This window comes from Paenibacillus sp. FSL H7-0940 (genome assembly GCF_037979415.1).
Taxonomy (GTDB): Bacteria; Bacillota; Bacilli; order Paenibacillales; family Paenibacillaceae; genus Paenibacillus; species Paenibacillus amylolyticus.
Genome location: NZ_CP150280.1, coordinates 847,476 through 871,652 on the forward strand (window position 1 = coordinate 847,476; position 24,177 = coordinate 871,652).

At 45.3% G+C, this 24,177-nt stretch carries 22 protein-coding genes and 3 tRNA genes; 21 read left to right on the plus strand and 4 right to left on the minus strand.

The features are described from left to right. Positions 1-256: 256 nt before the first annotated feature. From MHB71_RS03550 to MHB71_RS03620, 15 genes are all read left to right on the plus strand, one after another. On the plus strand, positions 257-1,204 hold the full coding sequence (locus MHB71_RS03550; RefSeq protein ID WP_076250788.1) for an ABC transporter ATP-binding protein: 948 nt from the start codon (positions 257-259) through the stop codon (positions 1,202-1,204). Further along, positions 1,167-2,276, plus strand: coding sequence for an efflux RND transporter periplasmic adaptor subunit (locus MHB71_RS03555; protein ID WP_047843733.1), 1,110 nt, complete (start codon positions 1,167-1,169; stop codon positions 2,274-2,276). Before MHB71_RS03550 ends, MHB71_RS03555 begins: the two co-directional genes overlap by 38 nt. Further along, positions 2,276-5,194 (plus strand): FtsX-like permease family protein, encoded by a 2,919-nt coding sequence (locus MHB71_RS03560; RefSeq protein WP_076318875.1) that lies wholly within the window; start codon positions 2,276-2,278, stop codon positions 5,192-5,194. Before MHB71_RS03555 ends, MHB71_RS03560 begins: the two co-directional genes overlap by 1 nt. Positions 5,195-5,196: 2 nt before the next feature. Continuing rightward, positions 5,197-6,060: an ABC transporter ATP-binding protein gene (locus tag MHB71_RS03565; protein ID WP_145323112.1), complete on the plus strand. Its 864-nt coding sequence runs from the start codon at positions 5,197-5,199 to the stop codon at positions 6,058-6,060. A 20-nt stretch (positions 6,061-6,080) separates the two neighbouring features. After that, positions 6,081-7,532, plus strand: a complete 1,452-nt coding sequence (locus MHB71_RS03570) for an extracellular solute-binding protein (RefSeq protein ID WP_340028850.1) — start codon at positions 6,081-6,083, stop codon at positions 7,530-7,532. Positions 7,533-7,638: 106 nt separating this feature from the next. Beyond that, the gene (locus tag MHB71_RS03575) at positions 7,639-7,830 is read left to right on the plus strand and encodes a hypothetical protein (RefSeq protein WP_047843730.1); all 192 of its coding nucleotides are present in this window, start codon (positions 7,639-7,641) and stop codon (positions 7,828-7,830) included. 71 nt (positions 7,831-7,901) lie between these two features. Continuing rightward, a tRNA-Met gene (locus MHB71_RS03580) sits at positions 7,902-7,975 on the plus strand. Positions 7,976-8,031: 56 nt separating this feature from the next. Further along, positions 8,032-8,105, plus strand: a tRNA-Ile gene (locus MHB71_RS03585). Between the two features lie 188 nt (positions 8,106-8,293). Next, entirely contained in the window at positions 8,294-8,716 is a 423-nt protein-coding gene (locus MHB71_RS03590) for a hypothetical protein (RefSeq protein WP_074095832.1), read from the plus strand. A 236-nt stretch (positions 8,717-8,952) separates the two neighbouring features. Beyond that, on the plus strand, positions 8,953-10,503 hold the full coding sequence (locus MHB71_RS03595) for a tetratricopeptide repeat protein (protein WP_340028851.1): 1,551 nt from the start codon (positions 8,953-8,955) through the stop codon (positions 10,501-10,503). Positions 10,504-10,686: 183 nt separating this feature from the next. Continuing rightward, on the plus strand, positions 10,687-11,502 hold the full coding sequence (locus tag MHB71_RS03600; protein ID WP_340028852.1) for an alpha/beta hydrolase: 816 nt from the start codon (positions 10,687-10,689) through the stop codon (positions 11,500-11,502). A 41-nt stretch (positions 11,503-11,543) separates the two neighbouring features. Next, on the plus strand, positions 11,544-11,714 hold the full coding sequence (locus MHB71_RS03605) for a hypothetical protein (protein ID WP_340028853.1): 171 nt from the start codon (positions 11,544-11,546) through the stop codon (positions 11,712-11,714). A 176-nt stretch (positions 11,715-11,890) separates the two neighbouring features. Beyond that, positions 11,891-12,565 (plus strand): hypothetical protein, encoded by a 675-nt coding sequence (locus tag MHB71_RS03610; protein ID WP_340028854.1) that lies wholly within the window; start codon positions 11,891-11,893, stop codon positions 12,563-12,565. Positions 12,566-12,681: 116 nt separating this feature from the next. After that, positions 12,682-12,795 (plus strand): YjcZ family sporulation protein, encoded by a 114-nt coding sequence (locus MHB71_RS03615; RefSeq protein ID WP_082219140.1) that lies wholly within the window; start codon positions 12,682-12,684, stop codon positions 12,793-12,795. Positions 12,796-12,955: 160 nt separating this feature from the next. After that, entirely contained in the window at positions 12,956-13,285 is a 330-nt protein-coding gene (locus tag MHB71_RS03620; protein WP_017687348.1) for a DUF1904 family protein, read from the plus strand. Positions 13,286-13,326: 41 nt separating this feature from the next. Here MHB71_RS03620 and MHB71_RS03625 read toward each other — a convergent pair whose 3' ends face one another. Both MHB71_RS03625 and MHB71_RS03630 read right to left on the minus strand, forming a co-directional pair. Further along, positions 13,327-14,550 (minus strand): MFS transporter, encoded by a 1,224-nt coding sequence (locus MHB71_RS03625; protein ID WP_340028855.1) that lies wholly within the window; start codon positions 14,548-14,550, stop codon positions 13,327-13,329. Positions 14,551-14,690: 140 nt separating this feature from the next. Then, entirely contained in the window at positions 14,691-14,885 is a 195-nt protein-coding gene (locus tag MHB71_RS03630; protein ID WP_036614780.1) for a DUF6199 family natural product biosynthesis protein, read from the minus strand. Between the two features lie 307 nt (positions 14,886-15,192). Between MHB71_RS03630 and MHB71_RS03635 the strand changes: the two genes are divergently transcribed. Together MHB71_RS03635 and MHB71_RS03640 are read left to right on the plus strand one after the other, a co-directional pair. Continuing rightward, on the plus strand, positions 15,193-16,341 hold the full coding sequence (locus MHB71_RS03635) for an ATP-binding protein (RefSeq protein WP_340028856.1): 1,149 nt from the start codon (positions 15,193-15,195) through the stop codon (positions 16,339-16,341). Between the two features lie 110 nt (positions 16,342-16,451). Beyond that, positions 16,452-16,934, plus strand: a complete 483-nt coding sequence (locus MHB71_RS03640; protein WP_253501889.1) for a NucA/NucB deoxyribonuclease domain-containing protein — start codon at positions 16,452-16,454, stop codon at positions 16,932-16,934. Positions 16,935-17,128: 194 nt separating this feature from the next. On the opposite strand, the gene MHB71_RS03645 is transcribed toward MHB71_RS03640, so the two are convergent. Continuing rightward, positions 17,129-17,353, minus strand: a complete 225-nt coding sequence (locus MHB71_RS03645; protein WP_017687353.1) for a hypothetical protein — start codon at positions 17,351-17,353, stop codon at positions 17,129-17,131. A gap of 207 nt (positions 17,354-17,560) precedes the next feature. Between MHB71_RS03645 and MHB71_RS03650 the strand changes: the two genes are divergently transcribed. From MHB71_RS03650 to MHB71_RS03660, 3 genes are all read left to right on the plus strand, one after another. Next, complete coding sequence (locus tag MHB71_RS03650; protein ID WP_340028857.1) at positions 17,561-18,010, plus strand: hypothetical protein; 450 nt, start codon at positions 17,561-17,563, stop codon at positions 18,008-18,010. Between the two features lie 425 nt (positions 18,011-18,435). Further along, positions 18,436-18,521, plus strand: a tRNA-Leu gene (locus MHB71_RS03655). 372 nt (positions 18,522-18,893) lie between these two features. Next, a complete protein-coding gene (locus tag MHB71_RS03660) occupies positions 18,894-21,815 on the plus strand; it encodes an insulinase family protein (RefSeq protein ID WP_340028858.1) in 2,922 nt (973 codons plus the stop codon). A gap of 153 nt (positions 21,816-21,968) precedes the next feature. On the opposite strand, the gene MHB71_RS03665 is transcribed toward MHB71_RS03660, so the two are convergent. Then, positions 21,969-22,676, minus strand: coding sequence for a helix-turn-helix transcriptional regulator (locus MHB71_RS03665; RefSeq protein ID WP_017687366.1), 708 nt, complete (start codon positions 22,674-22,676; stop codon positions 21,969-21,971). A gap of 250 nt (positions 22,677-22,926) precedes the next feature. On the opposite strand from MHB71_RS03665, the gene MHB71_RS03670 reads away from it, so the two are divergent. Then, positions 22,927-24,147 (plus strand): MalY/PatB family protein, encoded by a 1,221-nt coding sequence (locus MHB71_RS03670; protein WP_340030125.1) that lies wholly within the window; start codon positions 22,927-22,929, stop codon positions 24,145-24,147. The last annotated feature ends 30 nt before the right edge of the window (positions 24,148-24,177 follow it).

Genomic DNA, 24,177 nt, shown 5'->3' on the forward strand with positions numbered 1-24,177 from the left:
AAAAAATGTTCAGGAATGAACGGTATCAAAATTGTAATGATTGCCGTCATAGCGGCAAAACCATCGAATATGCAAGAGGCATCCCGCACTTTGGGGTGCTTTTTTTGTTTGTTCATCAAAATATTAACTTTTTCTCTCTACCGTTGTAAAAAGCTTGTAACTTTTAGTTGTGATCGGTCGTTTATAATTCAGTGTAGGATGGAACAGATTTCTAATTTTAGGTTTTTTGAAGAAATGAACGGGATTTCAAGAAAGGATGAGCGTGATTGCTGGCATGAAGAATTTATTTCTCAGAAAAAGACCTGCCAAGAGCCAGTCAGGCGATGAACATCAACAGGGGGAAACACCATTGGAGGCATCGACGGAGTCGGGGGAAAATACATACAACAACGAACACGATTACCCGACGAGTAAACCTCCGTTACCTGAAAGTGAAATCGCTTCAGATGAAGTGGCTGCAGCTGCTGTCACTACCGTTGATGAACCCCAGAAGAAGATCAAACCAAAGAAGGATATGCTGCCTCCATATGATGGACCTGTACTGGAGGTGCGTAACGTGCATCGCAGTTTCCAGACAGGCAGTCGCATTATCCATGTGCTCAAAGGCATTGATATGGAAGTGAATCCGCAACAACTGGTCATGCTGAAGGGGCGATCGGGCTCAGGCAAAACAACACTACTGAATATGCTCGGTGGACTGGATCAGCCTTCAAGTGGAGACATTCTGTTCTCTGGTCAGCCTCTTCAGGATTGGGGAGACCGGCGGCGGACCGCTTTGCGGCGCAAAGAGATCGGTTTTATTTTCCAGGCGTATGCCCTTATGCCCTTATTATCTGCTTGGGAAAATGTAGAACTGTCGCTGCGCATGGCGGACGTTCCGCGAGCGGAGTGGAAGGACAGGGTTGGTCACTGTCTGGATCTGGTTGGATTATCCAAACGGGTGAAGCATCGACCTTTCGAGATGTCTGGGGGAGAGCAACAGCGGGTGGCTATAGCCAAGGCGATTGCCCATAGACCCAGATTGTTGCTTGCGGATGAGCCTACAGCGGAACTGGATTCCAAGATGGGCGCTCAGGTCATGGCCGTATTCCGCAATATTATTGAAGTAGAACAAGTAACAATATGTATGACTACACACGATCCTACAATTTTGGAGGTTGCGGACCATGTTTATGAAATGGCGGACGGCAGATTTATCAAGTAAAGGGGCCGCTCCGAAGAGGGGGAAACGCGCAGCGATTATTGTACTCGGTGCGATAATGGTTGCAACGATGTCCGGCTGCTCATTGCTGCCGTCAGAAACAGAGGAAGAAGTGCTTCCGCCTATCACACCACCAACGATCTCCAAGAAACCGGAATATGAAGTCCGGACGGAAACGTTGGAGAAAAAAGTAAGTGGTAGTGGCAAGATGATGAGTCAGCGGGAAGAGAAAGTGTACTTCACGCTTGATGGCATGCATATCAAAGAGTTAAATGTTAAACCAGGGGATAAAGTGAAAAAGGGTCAACTTCTTGCTGTCCTTGATGTGGAGAGTGTAGAGAAGGAGATCCGTGGCAAGAAACTGGCTATTCGCAAATCAGAAGTTCAAATGAAGGAAACACTCCGCAAGAAGGATGAGATGGACCCGGTAGAGTTCGAAGAATCAACGATTGCGTTTGAAGAACTACGCCAGGAACTCGCTGATCTGGAGGAACAACTGGGCAAAGCCACGTTGACAGCTCCGTTTGGCGGTACCGTTATTGCTGTGCAGGTAGAGAAGGGTGCAGCCGTGAAAGCGTATGATCCGATTGCTACGATTGCGGATACATCCAATCTGGTTGTAGCAGCTACCTTTGCCAAGGAAGATCTGGAGAAGTTCTCCGCTGGTATGAAGGCGGAAGTAGATATTAATGGAGCTGGTAAAGTCGCTGGCAAAATTAAAGTTATGCCTATCGCGGAAGCATCGGGAAGCGGCAGTGGCGAAGGGACGGGTGAAGGCGGTACGCCTCCAACCAAGGAAACGCTGGATAAGTATGTTATCGTTACACTTGCGAAAATGCCAAAAGGCGTGGAACGTGGCACACCACTATCGGTCTCGATTGTAACGCAGCGTACCGAGAACGCGATTGTGATTCCTGTATCCGCTTTACGATCCATCGGTTCAAGAACGTATGTACAAGTGGTGGAGAGCGATGGCAGCAAGCGTGAAGTGGACGTTGAAGTTGGACAGCAGACATCGACAGATGTCGAGATTCTGAAAGGTCTGACCGTAGGTCAGAAAGTAGTGGGACGCTAATGGGGCTGCCATTGCTTCGGCTGCTGTTCCGCAAAATGTGGAACACGCGCTGGATGACCTTCAGCACACTGATCGGATTGATTGTGGCGGTAGCGTTCACCGTCAGTATTCCAATGTATGCCGATGGTGCGTTGAAACGGGTCGTCGCGCAAACGCTGCAGGATAACAGTGAAGGGTTGCCAGCCGGTTCGTTGCTTATGAGTTATCAGGCACCTGGTGGCGTGAAGACAGACACTCGGGGTCTGGACGAAGTAGATCGTTATATTCGTGAGGATGTCCCTCGCGATATTGGGTTTCCTTTTCATACGTATGTGAATTCCAGATCCATTCGCAGCACAGAGGTGAGCCCGGAAGATCCAACCAAAGTGGATGCCAGCAGGGCGCGCAGTATGAGTCTGGGTACGATGAGTGGGCTGGATGCACAGGTGAATTACTCTGCCGGGGTGAAACCTGGAAACCAGGTCAAAGATGACACGATCGAGGCAGTCATGTTGGAAGAGGGTATGTACCGTAACGACCTGCATATCGGCGATATTCTGGAATATCCGGTGTATAGCGGTCTTGATATCACGTTACGTGTAAAGATTACGGGGTCCTTCAAGGCAGATGATCCAAACAGCCCTTACTGGGTACAAGGATTTGACGGCATGATGAATGGACTATATGTGGATGAATCGGTTTTTAATGATGTTTTACTGAAGGAAAAAGGGATTCCACTTCAAAATTCACGTTGGTATTATGCCTTTGATCTGAAAGAAATTCAAACCAGCCAGTTATCAGGTCTGACTTCCATGCTGGAAAGGCTGGATATCGATCTGTACCAGCGGCTGAAAGATACAAAAGTGGACATCACCTTTGGTGATCTGCTCAAGCAGTTCCGCAGTCAGAGTCTGCAACTGCAGACGATGTTGTTTACCTTAGCAGCACCGATGATTGCGATGGTCTTTTATTTTATTGCGATGAACGCCAGACAGTCATTACAGAAGCAAGAGAGTGATATTGCGGTATTGCGCAGTCGTGGAGCTTCAGCTCGGCAGATCTTCTCTCTCTACTTGCTTGAAGGTATATTCCTGGGCGCTATTGCGCTGGTTATTGGGCCGTTGCTTGGTTGGTTTATGGCCAAGAGTATTGGTTCAGCAAGTGGCTTTCTCTCGTTCGTAGATCGGAAGTCTATTCCGATCGGTGTATCAAAAGAAGCTATTCTCCTGGGAGTAGCAGCGGTCCTTGTAGCGATCATCGCATCACTTATCCCTGCGATAACTTATGCACGGGCAACCATTGTATCTGCCAAACGGCGGCAAGCACGAACAGACCGTGCTCCAGTATGGCAGCGCTGGTTCCTGGACGTTGTGTTGCTGGGTCTGGCTGGATATGGATACTACCTGTTCTATGAACGTCAGATGTTGACCTTCCAGACCGGAATGACAACCGATCAGTTGCAGGTACAGCCGTTTCTGTTCTTTGTACCCGCACTCGCGATCTTTGCGCTTGGACTTTTCTTCCTGCGCTTGTTCCCGTGGATTTTAAAGCTCATTCAGCTGATCGGTCGCAAGTTTCTCCCGGTCCCGTTGTATCTGACATTAACGCAGCTATCGCGATCATCTTCTTCCTATTATCCGCTGATGATCCTCCTTGTACTGACACTGGGACTTGGGGTGTACAACTCGGCTGCGGCTCGGACGATTGATCTGAATTCCACTGAGCGTACCTTGTACCGTTATGGTTCTGATGTGATTATGCAGACTGTGTGGGAAGGAACACCTGAGGTTAAACCCGGTGGTTCCGGACAGAATGGCGGTACTGGTGGAGGTCAACAAGGTGGTGGCAATGGAGGAGGAGGTTCTGCTGGTGGTGGTTCCGGCGGAGGCAATGGCGGTGGAGGTGCTCCAGGTGGTGGTGGTTCTTCGCAGCCATCCAAAGTCATCTACTCCGAACCTCCATTCGAAGTGTTCCGCAGATTAGACGGGGTTGAACATGCAGCAAGAGTACTGCAGACTAAAGGTAATATTATCGTCTCTGGTAAATCGGGCGGACAGGGGATGCTGGTTGGAATTGATAATGTAGACTTTGCTCAAGTGGCATGGTTCCGCAATGATCTGTTCCCGGCACATCCCTACAAGTACCTTGACTTGCTTGGTAAATATGAAGGGGCTGTATTGATCTCTTCCAAATTTGCTGACAAGTTCAAACTCAAAACTGGAGATCTCGTCTCCATGGGTGTACAGGGACAGGCGATTGAATTCGTCGTGTTTGGGATCATACCTTACTGGCCAGCCCAGTATCCGGATCAGATGCCATTTTTCGTGGCGAATCTGGATTATATCTATGATCAGGTACCTTTGATTCCTTATGAGGTGTGGCTGAAAATGGAACCGGATGCCAAAGTGGCTCCACTAATGGAGAAACTCGCAGCAGAAGGCATTGAGTTATCTTCTGTGCGTGACGTACGCACCGAATTGGTATCTCAGGCTAAACATCCGTCACGAGGTGGCGTATTCGGGATTCTAAGCCTGGGGTTCCTGGTATCGGTTATTATCTCGTTGATCGGATACGTGCTGTACTGGTTCTTCAACCTGTCCGGACGTGTTGTGCAGTTTGGTGTATTGCGGGCCATGGGCTTATCCCGGGCACAACTGAGCGGCATGCTGCTGCTGGAACAGGTGTTCACAGCGGGGCTATCGATCCTGCTAGGTATTGGGATTGGTCAGGTATCCAGTCGTTTATTCCTGCCATTTCTGCAAACGACGGATAATGTATCTGCTCAGGTACCTCCGTTCCGGATTGTGTTTGAACAGCAGGATATGTTGCAACTGTATGGGGTCACCGTGGTGATGCTAGTCATTGGTGCAACGATGTTGCTCTGGCAGATTCGCAGATTGCGGGTTCACCAGGCAGTCAAAATGGGAGAGGAGAGGTAAACGTGATCCAATGCGAAGGACTTGTCAAAATTTTTAAATCCAGCGATGTGGAAGTCGTTGCCCTTCAGGGCCTCAACCTGACTGTCAATCAAGGTGAAATGATGGCGATCATCGGTAACAGCGGTAGCGGTAAATCCACACTGCTGAATATTCTGGGCGGGCTTGATCGTCCTACGGCTGGTACGGCTGTTGTGGGAGACTGGGATCTGCTGAAGATGACAGATGCCCAATTGGTCGAATACAAACGTCATACGGTAGGTTTTATCTGGCAAAATAACGGTCGTAACTTGCTGCCTTATCTCACTGCACTGGAAAATGTGGAGACTCCCATGATTCTGGGAGGCAAGCGTGATCGTGCTTACGCGAAACAGTTGCTCGAATGGGTTGGTCTCAAGGATCGGATGCATAACAAATTGCATCAATTGTCAGGAGGAGAGCAGCAACGGGTAGCGATTGCGATCTCATTATCCAATCGTCCCAAAATTCTGCTTGCAGATGAACCTACCGGTTCGGTCGATTCCGAGACATGTGATACAATCATGGGCATTTTCCGAAGAATGAACAAGGAACTCGGCGTTACGATTGTCATCGTTACCCATGACTTGACGCTTGCTGGCAAGGTAGACCGGATCGTAGCGATCCGGGACGGCTTGACCAGTACCGAGTTTGTGAAGCGCAACCCGAATCTGGATGATGAACACAGCTTGTCCGAGGCGGGTATGCCGGACATTCACGAAGCATTTGTCATTATTGACCGTGCAGGGCGACTTCAGGTGCCTAAAGAGTATCTGGAGGCCTTATCCATTGATAACCGGGCTACATTGGAATTTGACGGTGAACGCATTGTTATTACACCGCCAAGATAATTAAGAGGGGGAACTGGGATATGAAGAACAGTATGTGGGGAAAACGTGTTTTAGCCGTCATGGCTACAGCAACGCTGGCAATGCCGCTGATTGCTGGTTGTACGGCAAGTGAGGCCAAGGATACGGAGCAGCGCGTATTGCGTGTGGCTACGATGTGGGGCGGACAGGATGACAGTTACTTCCGTCAGCAATTTACCGATGCTTTTGAACTGACACATCCCAATGTAACGATCGAGATTGTGGCTGCCGTTGATCAGAGCAGCATGTATGGGTACGGTAACACAGAAGAACAGCAGGAAGCTCCGGATACGATGGAAAGTCTGAAGAAGATTATGACTGGGGATAATCCGGTTGACGTCATCGTGGCGGATACCTCTACAGTCAAATCATTAATTCAGGAGAATCTGGTCAAACAGCTGGACCCATTGATGCAGGAAGACAAGTTTGATACCAGTGATATTGTGCCTAGTGTGCTGGAGGGAATTAAGGACCTTGGGGACCAGAGCATCTATGCATTGACACCAACGTTTTCCTCCTCCGCTTTGTTCTATAACAAGGGTATGTTTGAAAAAGCAGGCGTGGAACCACCAACGGACAATATGACTTGGGACGATATCTTCAATTTGGGTACCCGACTTACAAAAGGTGAAGGTAAAGATCACGTATTTGGTTTCACCTTCACGACATATCAGGGTGGTTCGCCTTACTACTCCATGCAGCAGTACTACAGCTCGTTGCAACTGAAGACGTTTGATGACAAAGCAGAGAAGATGACAGTAGATTCTCCTCAATGGGAGAAAGTGTGGAGCACCATCAGCAAACTTGCCATTGACAAAGTTATCCCTAAAGGCGACGAACCGCAGGATCAGAATCCGAGTGGACGTTATGATCCAGTACAGGGTGACCTGTTCCTGAGCGGCAAGGCAGCCATGGCTATTGGTGATTACAGCTATATTAATCAATTAATTGATGCCAATAAAAATGCGGATAAAATGAAAGACTTTACGAAAGTGGATTGGGATGTGGTAACACCTCCAGTTCACCCGGAAGCTCCTGAAATTGGAGGCAGCATCTACTTGAGCAACCTCATGGCGATTAATAGTGCGGCTCAGAACCCGGATGATGCGTGGGAACTGATCAAGTACATGAACAGTGAGGACTGGGCTAAGATCAAAGCACGTAGCAGCTATGAGATGGTATCACGGAAGAGCTTCATCAAGCCAAAAGATGGCCTGGATTACAACATTCAAGCATTCTATTCGCTGAAGCCGATTCCGCCAACCAATACCAATCTGGATAAAATGTATCAAAAATCCCCAGGCTTATGGCAAGTCAATGAAAAAGGTATGGAATATTTCAACCAAGTACTAGAGAACAAAAAGACACCAAAAGAAGCACTTGGTGAGTGGGCAGCTAAAGGAAACGAGATGCTGGAGAAATTGAAAAAGGATCCTAAAGCTACGTTTCAATGAGATTTGATGAAGTAGTCACATCATAAGTTAAGGATAGCCGCTGAAGATTTTAATCTTTGGCGGCTATTTTTATGAAAATGGGGTATTCTACAAAAAGCAGGAATAAATGACGACTCCGGAAAGGACGAGCGGTATGCACTGGGTATATTTCAGCAAGTTGTATGCAACCAAATTTCAGGCAGGATGTCTGGCCAAACGTATGGAGCAGGATGGATGGATTTACGGTCATAATGAACCAGCAGAAGTGGAAGTTTATCGATCACGTAAAGGACGTTATGGTGTACGTTTTATTCCCTGACATTACCCCTTGACTTGTTGGGATAGAATGGTGTATATTAATTAAGTCGCTGTTTTAATATTTCTTACTGACGCGGGGTGGAGCAGCCCGGTAGCTCGTCGGGCTCATAACCCGAAGGCCGCAGGTTCAAATCCTGCCCCCGCAATTTAGTTTCACTTGGATGATTCACAGCCATCATCTGCACGTTATACATTATGTCTAGGGCCCTTAGCTCAGTTGGTTAGAGCGGTCGGCTCATAACCGATTGGTCACAGGTTCGAGTCCTGTAGGGCCCATACTCTTAAAACCCTTGCCTAGCAAGGGTTTTTTTCTGTCTGCATGTAAGCTCTGGAGTAAAAGGAAAAGGTATCTTGTTAATAGTGTCTTTCTAGTATGCCCTTTTTTTCGAATCACGATGTATGTCCATGCCATATCTCAAATCTCGCATATACTACCTTATCCCAACCCATAGGAGGTAGATTTCATGAGTCAATTTCTTGATGCAAGAACATCTCAGAATGCGAGTTTGGCTAACTCTATTGCAATACCAATTCTGGTTATTAATACACCACAATTATTCGGCCAGATTGGTCTGCAAACAGCAGGAGCAGGGGCAAACCCACGGGTACAATTCAAAGGAACGGTGTCTGTGCAACTTCCTTTGGCACTCGTTGGTGTAACCATCACAATTGTTAGGGGGACTTTGTCTACGGACCCTGTGATCTATTCCGCAACGTCTACGTTCAGCTTGAGTGTCCTTGCACCTCAGATTATTACGTTCTCTGCGGATGATTTCAATCCGCCTATCACACCTCAATTGACGTACACTGCATTTATCAGTTCCAACTTGCTCGGTACGATCCGTGTAGGCCCTGAGAACTTTGATGGAGCTGTATATTCCGACTAATGTTGAGCGTCCTTGCCTAAGTAAACTAGATCAATAGTCTTCTTAATTGAAAGGCCTCAAGGACCTGCCCTAAAAAGCAGGTTTTTTTCCTGTTGAAGGGGAAAACTGAACTTCATCGAGTAGGTAGGGTTCTATGATATAATGCATTACAGAGATTGAATGGTATTGGACATCAAATAATACGTGAACATCTGAGAAACGTATGAAATTAGTGATAGAAAGCAGGTTTCCGTTTAATGACGTCAAATGAAAGTCAACGTTTTCGTTACAGTGAAGCTCCGGTATGGGATTGGCAGAGAGCTTATTATGAACAGAAGGGACTACAAGCTTGGACAGAGAACCAAGTCCCTCAATATATTACCAGTAATCCGATGATTGCCACGGCGTATGCAGAGATGATCTTTGGCTTTCTTCAGGACCTTTCGAACAAAGGAAAGATCAGCGAGACCGTAACCATTCTTGAACTTGGAGCGGGTGTAGGGCGTTTGGCACACCAAATTCTCCTGAAACTGCTTGAGTTAAAAGAATTTGCTGGAATACAGTTACCGCCTTTCAGATATGTGATGACGGATCTCGTAGCGGAGAATGTGCTGGGTTGGCAGGAGCATCCATCCATGCAATCCTTTATTCAACAAGGTATAGTGGATTTTGCACGTTTTGACGCTGTAGCGGATACGGAATTGAATCTGGTCGTCTCATGCACGGTTATTCGGCCCGGTGATCTGGAACAACCGTTGTTGTTGATTGCTAATTACTTTTTTGACAGTATTCCACAGGAATTAATCTACATTGGGGATGGCGAGATCTATGAGTGTGATCTGCTGGTTCAGTCTCCGGATCGTCGTCTTGATCTTGAGCCCGCAGAGATGCTGAAGAACATGACACTGAGTTATGAGTATCGCCGAGCGCCGGAATACAGTGCGGATAACTATCCGTATCAGGAGCTTATCACATTGTACAAAGAGGAACTGGAGGATTCGCACATTCTGTTCCCTGCAATCGGGTTGTCCTGTCTTGAACGGTTGAACAAGCTGTCACAGTCAGGTTATGTGTTGATTACCGCTGATAAAGGGGATCATCGCCTGGATAACTGGAAGTTCGCAGAGCCACCTGAATTTGTTCTGCACGGGAGTTTTTCCCTAACGGCTAACTACCATGCGATTCAATATGTTCTTGAACAACAGGGCGCTCATACTCGATTCACAACACATCATTATAAAGATCTGAATGTTGGGTGCATGTTGATGGTTGAAGAACCCATTAGTTATGTGAACACACGTCTGGCTTACCATCGATTTGTTGAACGTTTTGGACCGGATGACTTTTTCAGCATGAAACAATGGGTAGACTCTCGAATAGAGAGTATGGAGTTAAAGCATATTTTGCCGTTTTGGCGTCTGGGTGGATATGATGCGGAGTTCTTGATTCACAGTGCTACTCACATTTCTAGTCTTCTTCCTGATGCAAGTGATGAGGAAATGCTTGATATTCAGTCTGGTATTCATACGATGTGGTCGTCCTACTACGTGATGGAGCAGCAAGGAGGTCTCGCATTTCTGGCAGGGCAGCTGTTATATGAGATGTATATGTATGAGGATGCAAAACGGTTTCTGGAGATATCATTGGTTGCAGATCCGAGTAACCATAATCCAGCCGTCTTATACGATTTGGCTGTGTGCTGTTACGAACTTGAACTGGAAGAAGAAACCCTGTCATATACGCATAAAGTATTGGCTCTGGAACCTGATCATGAAGAAGCAGAAGATTTACTGAGGAGTTTCGAGTGATATTTTTATAGGAAAAAACAAACAGTACGGCTCCGTATGAAAACGGGGGTGTGCTGTTTTTTCGTATTGGACTGAAATGAGCCCAGATACAAATTAAAGAATATAATTCTTCAATTTACATAATGACCCATTATAGATATACTTTTCATATAATCTACTTCAATATTTTAAGGAGGATATTTAATGAAGAGTAAATTAGTTTTAATTTTGGCGTTTTGTCTCGTGTTTCTGATTCCTTCAGAATTAGTAGAAGGAAAACCAAGCCAAGTCGGTTCGAGTGGTTTGTATGAAGTTAGTAACGGTGTATCGTTATATGCTGAAATACAAGGAATAAAACATTCTTTTCCCACGGTAGTTTTTATTAGTGGATATGGAGATAGTTCAACGATCTGGTCGGAAGTTCAATCTGAGATAGCCAAGCATACTTTGACAGTATCTTATGATCGTGCTGGACTTGGGCTTAGCGGAGATACAAATAAAGATAAAACGACGAAACAACAAGTGAAAGAATTGCATAAATTGCTAAGAAAAGCTAATATACCTGGTCCATATTTACTGGTTGGACATAGTATTGGAGGTTTGAATGTCAGAGCATTTGCTGATCGCTATACTTCTGAAGTGGCTGGCGCAGTTCTGATAGATTCTTCTCATGAAAATCAGGAAGAGGCAATTTTGGCAACATTACCACCAGAGATTATAGATTTATACAAGTCGCAGTTTTCAGCAGAGGGCGACTATACGGAAGTGACAAAAAGCTTTTCATTTGTTGGTAAAATACGTAAAAATGATGCATTGCGCCATACTCCATTAACGGTGATTTCAGCGACGGAACACGGAATGGGTCCTGAGATGGAAGTGAAGTGGGCAGAATTGCAAGAAGACCTGGCTACTCTATCCGATAAAACTAATCATATTACCGTCGAAGGTTCTGGCCATTACGTACATTTAGAAAATCCTGCACTTGTTGTAGATGAGATTATTTCGTTGCTTAAGGATTGAAGGTACATTAAATTATGTTAAACGAAAAAGGAGCTGATGTTATGGAGAAGATTCTGACCATAATGTTTTATCCATTTGTGGCGGTGCTGGGAGCGTTGGGTGCGAATCCAGCAGCGACTGCTGATTCGATACTATTGGCTAAGGATATCGCTACAGATCGAAGCTATGATGGGCAGGCCATCTATGATAGTATTGAACGTAGAAATGCCTAACTACATATCATTCAACTGTAAAGGTAATTGTTTCACCGAGCAATAACATGAGAATCAATTACTCTTGAAGCGAAGTACGGTGAGCAGGAGTTCTGTTCTGTCCGTACAACCTTTAAGCCGGTTTCGTACCTTATTCAGGTATGAACCGGCTTTTATTTATGAATGGGGGATACCAGATGAAGATTATCATTGGACAACCGAGGTTGGAACAGCACCTGCTGCAGCTTGAAGCCGAACTCAAGCAACACTTGGATGCAGATATATTGCTCTTTCCTGAAGGTTATCTGAACCAGAATGTCGAAGACGCTTGCCGCCTGGCGGCTGAATATGGAACCATGATTGTATCAGGTCATCGCAGGTTGGACGAACGTCCAAAGGACCGATCGATTATCATCAGTAAGGCTGGAGAGATTGTATTGGAAAAAGCTAAATATACACCTGCTGAGACGGTTGAGGAACAGGGTTGGTTAATAAGCACATTGTTGTGTGATGAGCTGGTCCTGCAAGGATTTTGCAACGAGAATATAGGAAATGTGGACATTTTGATGCATTCCATTGGTGTGGGCATGTTCAGTGAAGAGCAGTACAGTGAGTGGGTCGAAGAGGTTCGGCAGGTCGCCTTGAAGCATCAATGTATTGTCATGGGGACAAGCCATGCGGATGGTTCGTACCGTGATAGCGAGATATCCATTCCAATCGCGTATTGCATAACACCTGATGGAGAGGTTGTTCTGGCATCCCGAAGTGATACACGTACTCGTACAATCCTTCTGGACAGAGGAAATACAGACCCTTTACCTCAGGAGTCACAAGAAAAACAACTGAAAATTTCCATAGCCCCATCCGGTTAAATCAACGGGTATGAATCCCGGATGAATGGGCTGTTGAACTTGCCGATTCGCCCGGTCACTTGCACGGAATACGCATATGTTATGGCATACCTTGAAATTCAAAGGAGGCCAATCAAATGAGTCAAGTTGGATACGGTTGTTGTAATGCTGGTGGCGGATGGACTTCTACAAGTGCAATTCTTGTGCTTTTTATCCTGCTCGTGATCATCACAAAATCTTTCTGGCTGTAAGTCACGTATAGAAACGTGCAAACAGTGGGCTCCGCTGAGACTTCAGCGGGGCTTTTCCTGTTTATAAGAAGCAACATATGCCATCCATGACATTTGACAACTGAAAACAATGTGCTTAAAATCACATAAGAGACTATTAACAGAGATTGAAGGGATAGCAATGCCGTTTATTCGCTTTAAAGGATTCACAGGTCCTCAGCTAGAGGAAGTTGTACCCCAAATTACAGAGCAGATGGCCCTAATTACTCATATTCCAAGGGAGAGAATGAAGGCAGAGCGTCATGATGTACAAGCGCTAACACCTTCTCCGGCTTCTATAGAGATTCTGATGTTTCAACGTGACCAGGAGATTCATAATCGGATTGCATCGTCGGTGCAAGCTATTTTGGAAGAAGCATATATGCCGGATGTGCACATTTTCTTCAATATATTGTCACCTACTTTGTATTATAAAAAAGGCAGGCCGCTTACAGATTATCGATTGGATTGAGATTGTGAGAGACGAGCAGAATGTTGCTCGTCTCTTTTGATTTACATATTTTTCGTATGTTTAGCAATGGGATGGTTTCTGTGAACTCTGCTCAACGATAATGAGCATATCGCAGATACAATAAACAAGGCTCCACCGATAAGGTATACCCACCGAACGCCCAGTTGATCGGCGACTAGACCAAAGATAACTATGGATACACTCATAACCGTGGATATCAGGACGCCATGGGTGGCGTATACCTTGGTTAGGGATTCGACAGGTACACTGTTCTGAAGCGCTGTCTGCTGAGCCACATCACGAATCTGATTAACTGGACCCATGAGTATGCATAACACCAGAGCGAGCCATGGCAGGTTGTTTAGACCATAAACGACGGTCAGAAGGCTGAAGAGAAGAGAACCCATGGTCATACTAGCGATTAGATGCTTCTGAATACGTTTGGCTAGTGCAAGAGCCAGAATACCTCCAAGCATGGTTCCAACAGCGTAACTCGAGTTCATGAGTCCCCACCAACCTTCTCCTCGTCCCAGAGCATCTTTTGCAAAGGCCAGCGTAACAGCTCCGATCCAGATGGAACCCGCAAGTGCCTGAGCAATGTCCATAAGCGTAATCAGCCGTAAGGATGGATTCTTCCAAAGTATACTCCAACCTTCCCTCAATACATTCCGCGATACAGCAGATTTCTGAGGTTGTTCTACATTCCGTGTGAGCGAGCCCATGGCAATCATGAAGATCAGAACGGCCCAGGACAGGCTTGTAGCTGCCCAGAAGGTCTGTGACGCCCCCCAGTTCATCACGGCGAATCCCGTCATGGCGTAACCGACAATGGTTACAGTCTGATTGGAGAAAGATAGTAGGCTATTTGCTTTTATAAGGTCTTCGCCTTGAACCAATCGTGGCGTTAAAGTCTTCAGTAACGGAGTTTCCCATCCGTCCAAGAAGGATAGTACAATCACTCCGAGCAATAGAAGCGGCAGTTGTGAAATCAAGTGATTCAACGAAATGGCTATACAGGTCATGATTAATGTTTTGGCTATGGAAATGCTGATCAATAGTCTGGAGAATGGGAAACGGTTCACAAGTAATGGCAAAGTGAGACTGGCTATTATGCGTGCAATGATCTGAATAAGTGGAAACATTGCAGCAGAGAGTACCGATCCAGTGAGACCGTATATAAATGTAGTAATGACCATGATATATATGACATTAATAAGCGAGAGCAGCGTTTTGGCGGCCCAGTACGGATAAAATGCGATGTTCATGCCAATGATGTCCTTTCCGAAACGATATATCTATATTACGGGCATTGTCATCATTGCACCACAAACAAAGTTATCATTTTCCCGTCATTTCATCACAAAAAAACTGCCCAACAGGGCAGTCATCTTCTAATGCCTATAGTTCATGCCATAGCAAGTGTGAAGGCGATAAGCAACATCAGCAGGCTGGTTGTTCTGACCATAGTCATATAAGGCCTGCTGGGTTCGGCTTCGCCCCGGGAAATCCAGCCATAGCGCAGATACCAGCCGAATTTTGGGAAACAGAGATTGATGATACAGAGTACCATGAATATAAAAAAGAGGGTTCTCATACCCATCTTCCTTTCTCACTTACATAACGGATCTTATTTTAACGTTTGCGTCTGGTAAAAAAGACTACAATCAAAATGATAATGATGATAATTAACAGAAATTTCATGTATGTTCCTCCTGATGAGTAGTTAGGTTATTGTGTAATGTTAGTTATCAACTATTACCCAAGAACCACATGACTTGAATAACTGTGTTACAATTAAAATATATTGATTTAATATCAACACATTCCGACTGGTTAGTTTTCTCTCCTTATAATGTACGATTGCAGAATATATAAACATTAATGTGTGTGAGATGAAGGAGGAAGGCATGAGCCAACATAATCAACTCTCATTACAATGGGAATTTATCATCTCGAAAGTGAAATCCTCCGTGACAGTGGTCGATGCTACTTTGCCTGAGCTTCCGCTCATGTATGTAAACGAACACTTTACCCAACTGACAGGATACACGTATGAAGAGTCTGTCGGACACAATTGCCGATTTTTGCAAGGGCAGGATACAGACCCCGAAACGGTAATGCAGATTCGTGATGCAATAAAGAAACAACAATCCATTAAGATTGATATTTTAAATTATACAAAAAGTGGTCAGAAGTTCTGGAACGAACTGAATATCGATCCGATCTTTAATGAATCCGGAGAGTGTTTATATTTTGTAGGCATTCAATACGATATTTCAGAACGGAAGTATGCTGAACAGCAGTTGAAGTTTGCAACTTCCATGGCTGAGATGAACAGCAGAGGGCAATTGGAATTCATCGGCAAGCTGAATCACGAGCTTCGTACCCCGCTTAACGGCATTATGGGCATGATCGAACTTGCCAGTATGGGTGAAACTACGGATGAGCAGAAAGAATATCTGGAGCTAGCACGTCAATCAGGTGAGGCGCTGCTGAACATCATTAACAACAGCCTGGATATGGCGAAACTGGGCAGAGGCAAAATGGATGTTGAAAACATTGAATTTCAGCCGTTGAAGCTGATCCAACAGATTGTGAAGACACATGAACCTGCGGCACGGAATAAACAAATTCGTTTGCTCTGTCATGCTGATCTGAATGTTCCTGATGTGCTTATCGGTGATCCGCTAAGACTTCGGCAGGTACTGGATAATTTGCTGAGTAATGCAATTAAGTTCACGGAACAAGGTGAAGTGCAGTTACAGGTGGATGTTAGTCAACAACTGATGGATACCGTTGTATTGGTATTCTCTGTGCGTGATACGGGAATTGGCATTCCTCAGCATCAGATCGAACAATTGTTTGATGCATTTACCCAGACCGACATCTCCCATGCGCGCCGATTTGGCGGAAGCGGTCTTGGTCTGACCATCTGCAAAGAACTGCTGGAACTGATGAATGGTCAGATTTCGGTGGAAAGTACAGAGGGGAAAGGTACACAGTTTGAGGTGACACTGCCCTTGCTGCGCCACGAGGCCATTCCCAATGTAGGATAATCAATCAAGCAGGACAGCCGGGCGGTCTCGGCTGTTTTTTTTATTTTATTGGATTGTTTTACGAACGGGCGTTCTGTTATAATGCAAGTGTTGAATGGGGGAGACACAGCATGAGTAAGAGACGCACAAGAAGAAAACGCAAAGGCAAGCAAGGCTTTAAAAAGCAGGTTCTGACGCTGGTAGCGATGCTGCTGGTAGCCCTCTACGCCTGGGCTGGGGGAGAATGGCCTGAGGAGATACCTAATCCATTCGGTGGGACTAATAAGAGTGTAGACCATACCATCACGTTCCCTTCAGAGCGTTATCCCGAAACAGCCAAACATATTAAAGCTGCTATCAAGGCAGGGCATTCGGATGTATGCACCATTGATCGTAATGGAGCCGAAGGCAATCGGGATTTATCACTTAAGGGTGTTCCGGTCAAAAAAGGTAAGGATCGTGACGAGTGGCCCATGGCGATGTGTGCTGAGGGAGGAACAGGTGCAGATATCCAGTACATTACCCCTAAGGATAATCGTGGTGCAGGTTCATGGGTAGGGAATCAGTTAAGTACATATCCGGATGGAACACGAGTGAAGTTTGTAGTGAAGTAACAACAGGATATGGTTGGGCAGAAACAAGGATTTTAAGGCCTTTGTTGTGAGGTCAGTGGCAGCGTGGTGCAGGAAAAGTAGAAGAGAAAAACCAGACGTGCATGCGTCTGGTTTTTTGGTATAAAGTGCTGGCATAAATAGATCTAGTTAACGCATCTATACGGGAACTGGAGTTTCTAGGATTACAGAGCCGACTAAACGAGTTGCATTCCGCTTAAATGATGGGACCGGATGCTTAACAGACGTGTAACATGTTCAACCTCATCAAACGGTATCCACAGACTTCCGTGAACCGTACGTAAGGAGAGAATGGATGTATCAGCGGTACGCTCGGGAAAACCGGTTACCGTCTGACCGCTTGTATTACGAACCATGATCTGTTGTTTGCGCCGGATGGCAATTTCTACCTCTTTTTTCATAAGTCATTGCTCCTGATTATGAGATGTTAAATCCATATGTCAATGTTTTCAATGGTTAATTTGTCTTCTTTATCTAGTCTATCAGAACTAGGTGTAGATTTCCAGAAGAGAAATCAACATTCTTCTAGGTGATTTGTCTTAGCTGTGGACGATCCGTTTTTGAATGGGGATTACGGGGTTATATTAGGGTAAAAGGAGGGGAACGGAATGACACAATTGATTATTGGGCTGGCCCGTACCGAAAACGAGGCTATATTGATGCTGAATCAGGTGAAAGAGGAAGGAATCAAGGATAAATATTTGGGGGCGGTGGCGAAGGAGCAGCTTAATCTGGAGCTGGTGAGCGAAAAGACGGGGCTGCCCAAACCTTTGAAGGGTGCCGGAACAGATGGTGCCTTTGGCGCTCTGAAAGGCATATTGGCTGGTCTGGGGAAGCGAATGGATCAGACGATGTCGATTGGAAATGCAGTGCGTAGGCTCGCTGGTAATGAGATTGGGAGTGAGACCGATGATTTGGTGCTTACACTGACTGAAGCGGGAATCTCGGAGGAGGATGCGCGGTATTACGAAGATTGGCTGTTAAAGGACCATATCTTGGTTATCGTGGAGTGCAGTGAGGAAGAATCGGCTCGTGTTCGACCTATTTTACTTTTTTAGTTTAATTTAAGGCTGATTTTAGGTTTCTTTAATGTTGGGGAGGTATTCTTATCTCACACCTCCCTTAATATAGATTGGTTTACCGGAAGTCCGGGACCGCAACTCGGACTTTCTAGGCACTGTGAGCTGAGGCTTGCAGTGCCTGTTTCATTTATATAAGTTGAACTAAAGATTATTTACACTGACACTCCGATGACAGAATAACCTTCTAATCGCTGTTATCCCCAGATTTTTTCGATTCCTCTTCTCAAGGGAAAATCCGGTGATAAAGGCGAACGCTTCGCTTTTTCAGTTTTTTCTGTCCTCTCCGTTATCGTGTAAATCATTAGTTAAACTTATATAGTTAGATTATTTTATAAAAAAGTGTTGCAAAGTTAATTAGTTCATGGTAAGATATTTCTTGTCGCCAAGAAATACATAATCCTGCCGGGGTGGCGGAATTGGCAGACGCACAGGACTTAAAATCCTGCGGTAGGTGACTACCGTACCGGTTCGATCCCGGTCCTCGGCATCTTAAAAAGAAAGATCGCATGACGCTTGTTAACCAAGCTGAATGCGATCTTTTTTTGTGTTCTTTAATATGATTGTCACTTCATTGCAGACCACATCACCATGCAGCTCATAAACATAAACCCTGCATAATACATATCAGAAGGTACATTTATCTGACTTTTATGAAGAGACGGAACAATGGTGTATACTATCCGTAGGCATATATTACCTTTACCTTGCTGAACGATATAGGTTCAACTACACATTTACACGATAACGGAGAGGACAGCTGTTGTTCTGTCATCGGAGTGCCCGTGTAAATAAACATATTTGAACTTATGTAGAGTCACAAAACCAATAAAACAATCTTATGGACGGAGGACTCAAGTTTATGTTGAAACAGCTTAAGCCATACAAGGTGTTACAAGAGCGCAGAATCGAAGAATTGAAATCGGATGCGTATCTGTTGGAGCACCAGAAATCCGGGGCGAAAATTGTACTTTTGTCCAATCAGGACGACAACAAAGTATTCAGTATCGGTTTCCGCACACCTCCGGAAGATGATACAGGGGTAGCCCATATTCTCGAACACTCCGTGCTCTGTGGGTCCAAGAAATTTCCGGCCAAGGATTCTTTTGTTGAGTTGCTGAAAGGTTCATTAAATACATTCCTTAACGCCATGACGTATCCGGATAAGACGATCTATCCGATCGCGAGTCGTAATGATCATGACTTCCATAACCTGATGGATATATATCTGGATGCGGTATTGAATACAAATATTTATGAGAATGAGAAGATATTTTTGCAGGAAGGCTGGAATTACAATCTGGCCTCTGCCGACGATGAGTTAACCTACAACGGAGTTGTATATAACGAGATGAAGGGTGCCTTTTCTTCACCGGAACGAATGGTGCGCAGAGAAGTGTTGAACTCCCTTTTCCCGGATACCACATACTCCTCTGAGTCTGGCGGATTCCCGGAAGCTATTCTGGATCTAACGTATCAGGGGCTGCTGGATTTCCACACGAGATACTACCATCCTTCCAACAGTTACATCTATCTCTACGGGGATATGGATATGGAAGAGAAGCTGCAATGGCTGGATGAAAATTACCTGAGCAACTATGATCGTATCGAGATTGATTCGGAAATCAAGCTGCAACCAACATTCCCAGCACGAGTGGATACGGTAAAGTCTTACTCTGCCGGAAGTACGGAATCGGAAGTGGATAACAGCTTCTTGACCTACAATGCGGTGATCGGCACAAGTCTGGACAAGGAACTGAACATTTCGTTCCAAATTTTGTTATACGCCCTCTTGAACGCTCCGGGAGCGGTATTGAAACAGGCTTTGCTGGATAAAGGCATTGCGAAGGATGTCTACGGTTCGTATGATGACAGCCTGTATCAACCTGTATTCACTGTGGGACTGAAGAAGAGCAATCTGGCGAGCAAAGAGGATTTCCTGGGAACGGTCAAAGAAGTGCTTGAGCGTGTGGTAAAAGAAGGTTTTGATCCTAAAGCGCTGCTTGCTGGAATTAACTCGTATGAGTTCAATCACAGGGAAGCGGACTACGGCAGAATGCCGAAAGGCCTGATCTACGGATTCTCCTCCCTGCAAAGCTGGTTGTACGATGAAGAAGCACCTTTCACCCATTTGGAGGCCAATGACGTATTTGCTGAACTGCGGACAAAAATGAACGAAGGTTACTTCGAGCAACTGATTGAGAAATATATTTTGCAGAACACACATACTTCCTTTGTAGCCCTGACACCGGACAAAGGGTTGAATTCACGCAAAGAAGAAGCGTTGAAAGAACGTCTGAAAACTATTCAGGCTGGTCTTAGTGAGGAAGAAGTTCAGACGTTGATTCAGAAAACAGAAGCACTTGCCGAGTATCAGAATACACCTTCAACCAAAGAGCAGCAGCAGGTCATTCCGACGTTATCGATTGAAGATATTGAACAGAAGGCCTCTACGTTGCATCAAACGGTGAAACAGGTCGACGGCACAACCATTCTCCATCATAACCTTTACACCAACGGAATTGGTTATCTGAGACTGTTGTTTGATATCAAAGAAGTGCCTCGTCATCTCCTGCCGTATGCAGGATTGCTGAAGAATGTGCTGGGTTACGTGGATACTCAAAACTACTCGTTCAATGAACTGTCCAATGAAATCCATATCCATTCGGGTGGTATCCATAGCGGGATAGGATCTTATGCTAACGCGCATAAACACAATGAATTCAAGGCTACCTATGAGTTCAACGCAAAAGTGTTGTATGACAAGCTTGGATTTGCCTTTGATATGATCAAAGAAATCGTGTTCACGTCCCAATTTGATAATTCGAAGCGGTTATATGAGATCATCTCCCAAATGAAAGGTAATCTGCAACGTAATCTGATCAATAGCGGACACTCTGCGGGAATTGGCCGGTCATCGTCCAAACATTCAGCAGTTGCCGATTTCAGGGAAGCTGTAAGTGGCATTGCCTTTTACCAGTGGCTTGAGGATCTTCAGGCGAACTTTGAGGCGAGAAAAGAAGAGTTATCTTCCAGTCTGCAAGAGTTGACGGGGTATATTTTCAGACCAGAGAACTTGCTTGTTAGTTACACTGCCGATGAGCAGGGATATGAAGGACTGGAGCAACAGGTATCCGATCTGAAAGCGAAGCTGTTCACACATGAAGTTGCCAAGGAAGAATTTACATTCACACCGGCTATTTATAAGGAAGGATTCCGTTCTCCTTCCGAGGTACAGTACGTGGTGCAAACGGGCAATTATATCGACAAAGGATATCAATACACCGGTTCACTACGGGTCTTGCAGGGAATCCTGTCTCTGGATTACTTGTGGACGAATATCCGGGCCAAAGGCGGAGCTTATGGCTGCATGTCAGGCTTCAGACGGAACGGAGATAGCTACGTTGCATCGTATCGTGATCCGAACCTGGATAAAACGTACAAAGTATATGAAGAGATACCGCAATATTTGACCGATTTCCGGGCAGACGAGCGGGAGATGACACGTTATATCATTGGTGCGATTCAGGATCTCGATACGCCGAGAACGCCTTATGGCGAAGGAGCATTCTCGCTGGAGTGTTATCTGTCGAATGTGACTGAAGCGGATCTGCAACAGGAACGTGACGAAGTGTTAAGCACAAAGGAAAGCGACATTATCGGTTTTGCTGAGCTTTTATCGGCCATACTTGAACAGCAACAGCGCTGCGTGATCGGTAATGAGAACAAGATTGAGGAACAGAAGCAAATGTTTGACGAGACGCTGGATTTAATTAAAAATTAAGCGTTAGTCTCGGCTTATTCCCCGATCGAATATGCGTCAAACGCGAAAGGCACTTTTATGAGCTGGTTCAACAGCTTATAGAAGTGCCTTTTCTAGTGGGGAGGGACTGTCTCCATCCCATATGATATGAGAATGTGTGACACGCTGCATTGTTCAAGTGACAGCAAGCATGTTGTATATTTTCAGGGTCCGCAGATCTTCCTTTGAGATTTTTAATTCATTATATAACTCCTGATTCTCGGGCAGCGGGGTTCTGGAGAATAACATTTTGAGCGCAATAGGCATGAAAGGTCTGAAGGAGACACCAGCCATCAGTCCCCATTTTTTCTCTGATTCCTGAAAAGACGCCAGAATATTAATATATAGGTTCTCCAGCGGCGTGGCCTGATTTTTCAAAATCAGCGTGGTGAGTGTATCATAATGCTCGGTGTGGCCCCAATACATATTCTCGCACTCCTGGTAGTTCTCAAAATCCTTCACATTCATATACATCACGGTGCGATAACGGTTGGCATCCGACTGAGCCATCATGTCAATGACACAACGAATGAGACTGTTGTTCCGCCCATCATAGAAGTAAGAATAGAAACGGGTGGAGTTCTTGAAAAAGCTGGACGGGACCGCATTCATCAGGGGAGATGCATGCCTTGGTTCTTGGTACAAGAGTTGTTCCACCTGAATGTTGAGCGCGTTCGCAATATGATGTAACGTGACCAGATCAAGTGTAATATCTCCGCTCTCATATTTGGAGAGGGTGCCTTTGCTCTTGAAGATCTGATCCGCAAGCTGTTGAATGGTCAGTCCCCGCCACTTCCGAAAGTTTCGTATTTTCTTGCCAACTTCCTGATTGATATTGTTCATAACCGGTTCTCCTTATGTAATGTTTCTTGAGAGTACGTGAAAATGATGAAAGTGATTCATAAAAATGATGTTATATGAGAAATATATCACTTTTTCACGGAAATACCTATTTTGGAGAAACAATAAACCTTATTTGTTTCGTCAGAATAGATTGTATTGCATTTGATGCAATTCCTGCGTCATGAAATAATAGGTGTAATACGACATGAAACGACAACGAAAAAGTAAAGCAGATAGAGGAGCAGAAGCTATGAAATATAACTTTGATGAGATTATAGACCGCACAGGAACAAATGCCATGAATACGGATGGTTTCCGTCAATATATTTTTAATGCCACAGAGGACATGACTTTTCCATTCAAAGATGAAGAATTTATTCGCATGTGGATTGCAGATATGGAGTTCGCCACACCTCCCGAGATTCTGGATGCAGTTAAGGAGCGTCTGGACCGTAGAATCATGGGTTACTCCCAGGTGTTTGATCCGGCGTATTACGAAGCTGTCTCGAACTGGATGAAAAGATACTATGACTGGTCCTTCCCGAAGGAGCATTTGGAGACCTCAAACGGGATCATTCCCGCTTTGTATGAACTGGTGGAATATATCTGTCAGTCGGATGAGAAAGTACTGATCGTGACCCCGTCTTATGGTTTCTTCAAGTCAGCTGCGGAGCATAACAATCTTGAACTGGTGTGTTCGGATATGATCAATGAGCAGGGACGTTACTCGATTGATTATGAGGATTTTGAAGCCAAGGCGAAGGATGAGAAGGTAAGGGTATGTATTTTCTGCAACCCGCATAATCCATCTGGACGTGTCTGGACAACGGAAGAGTTACAACGTGTGGGTGAGATCTGCCTGCGGAACAACGTATGGGTCATTTCGGATGAAATTCACTGTGATCTGCTGCGGACGGGTAAAAGACATACGCCACTCGCAAAGCTGTTCCCGGATACGGATCGAATCATTACATGCATGTCCCCGAGCAAAACATTTAACATGGCTGGTCTGATGTTCTCCAATGTCATCATTCCGAATAAGGCACTTCGAGACATCTGGCAGGCACGCCATTATGGTTTCAAAAACCCACTGAGCATTGCTGCCACGCAAGCGGCTTACGAAACGGGTGATGAATGGCTGAAGCAATTAAAAGGCTATCTAGACGCCAATTTCACCTGTGTAGAACAGTATGTGAAGCAGCATCTGCCACTGGCCGTCTTTCACATCCCGGATGCCACGTATCTGGCCTGGATCGATATCTCGGCATATGCTCCACAAAATGTAAGTTTACCTTTATTCTTCGCTGAGCAAGCGGGTGTGCTACTCGAAGATGGACATATGTTTGTAGCGAATGGCGAGGGTTGTATTCGGTTGAATCTGGCTTGTCCGCGTTCTGTTCTTCAGGAAGGATTACTGAGAATCAGCAGTGTGCTTGTGAAAGAAGTCGAAGAGGTACCCGTACAAGTATAAAGTCATCAAGTCACCACGCAATAGCGAGGT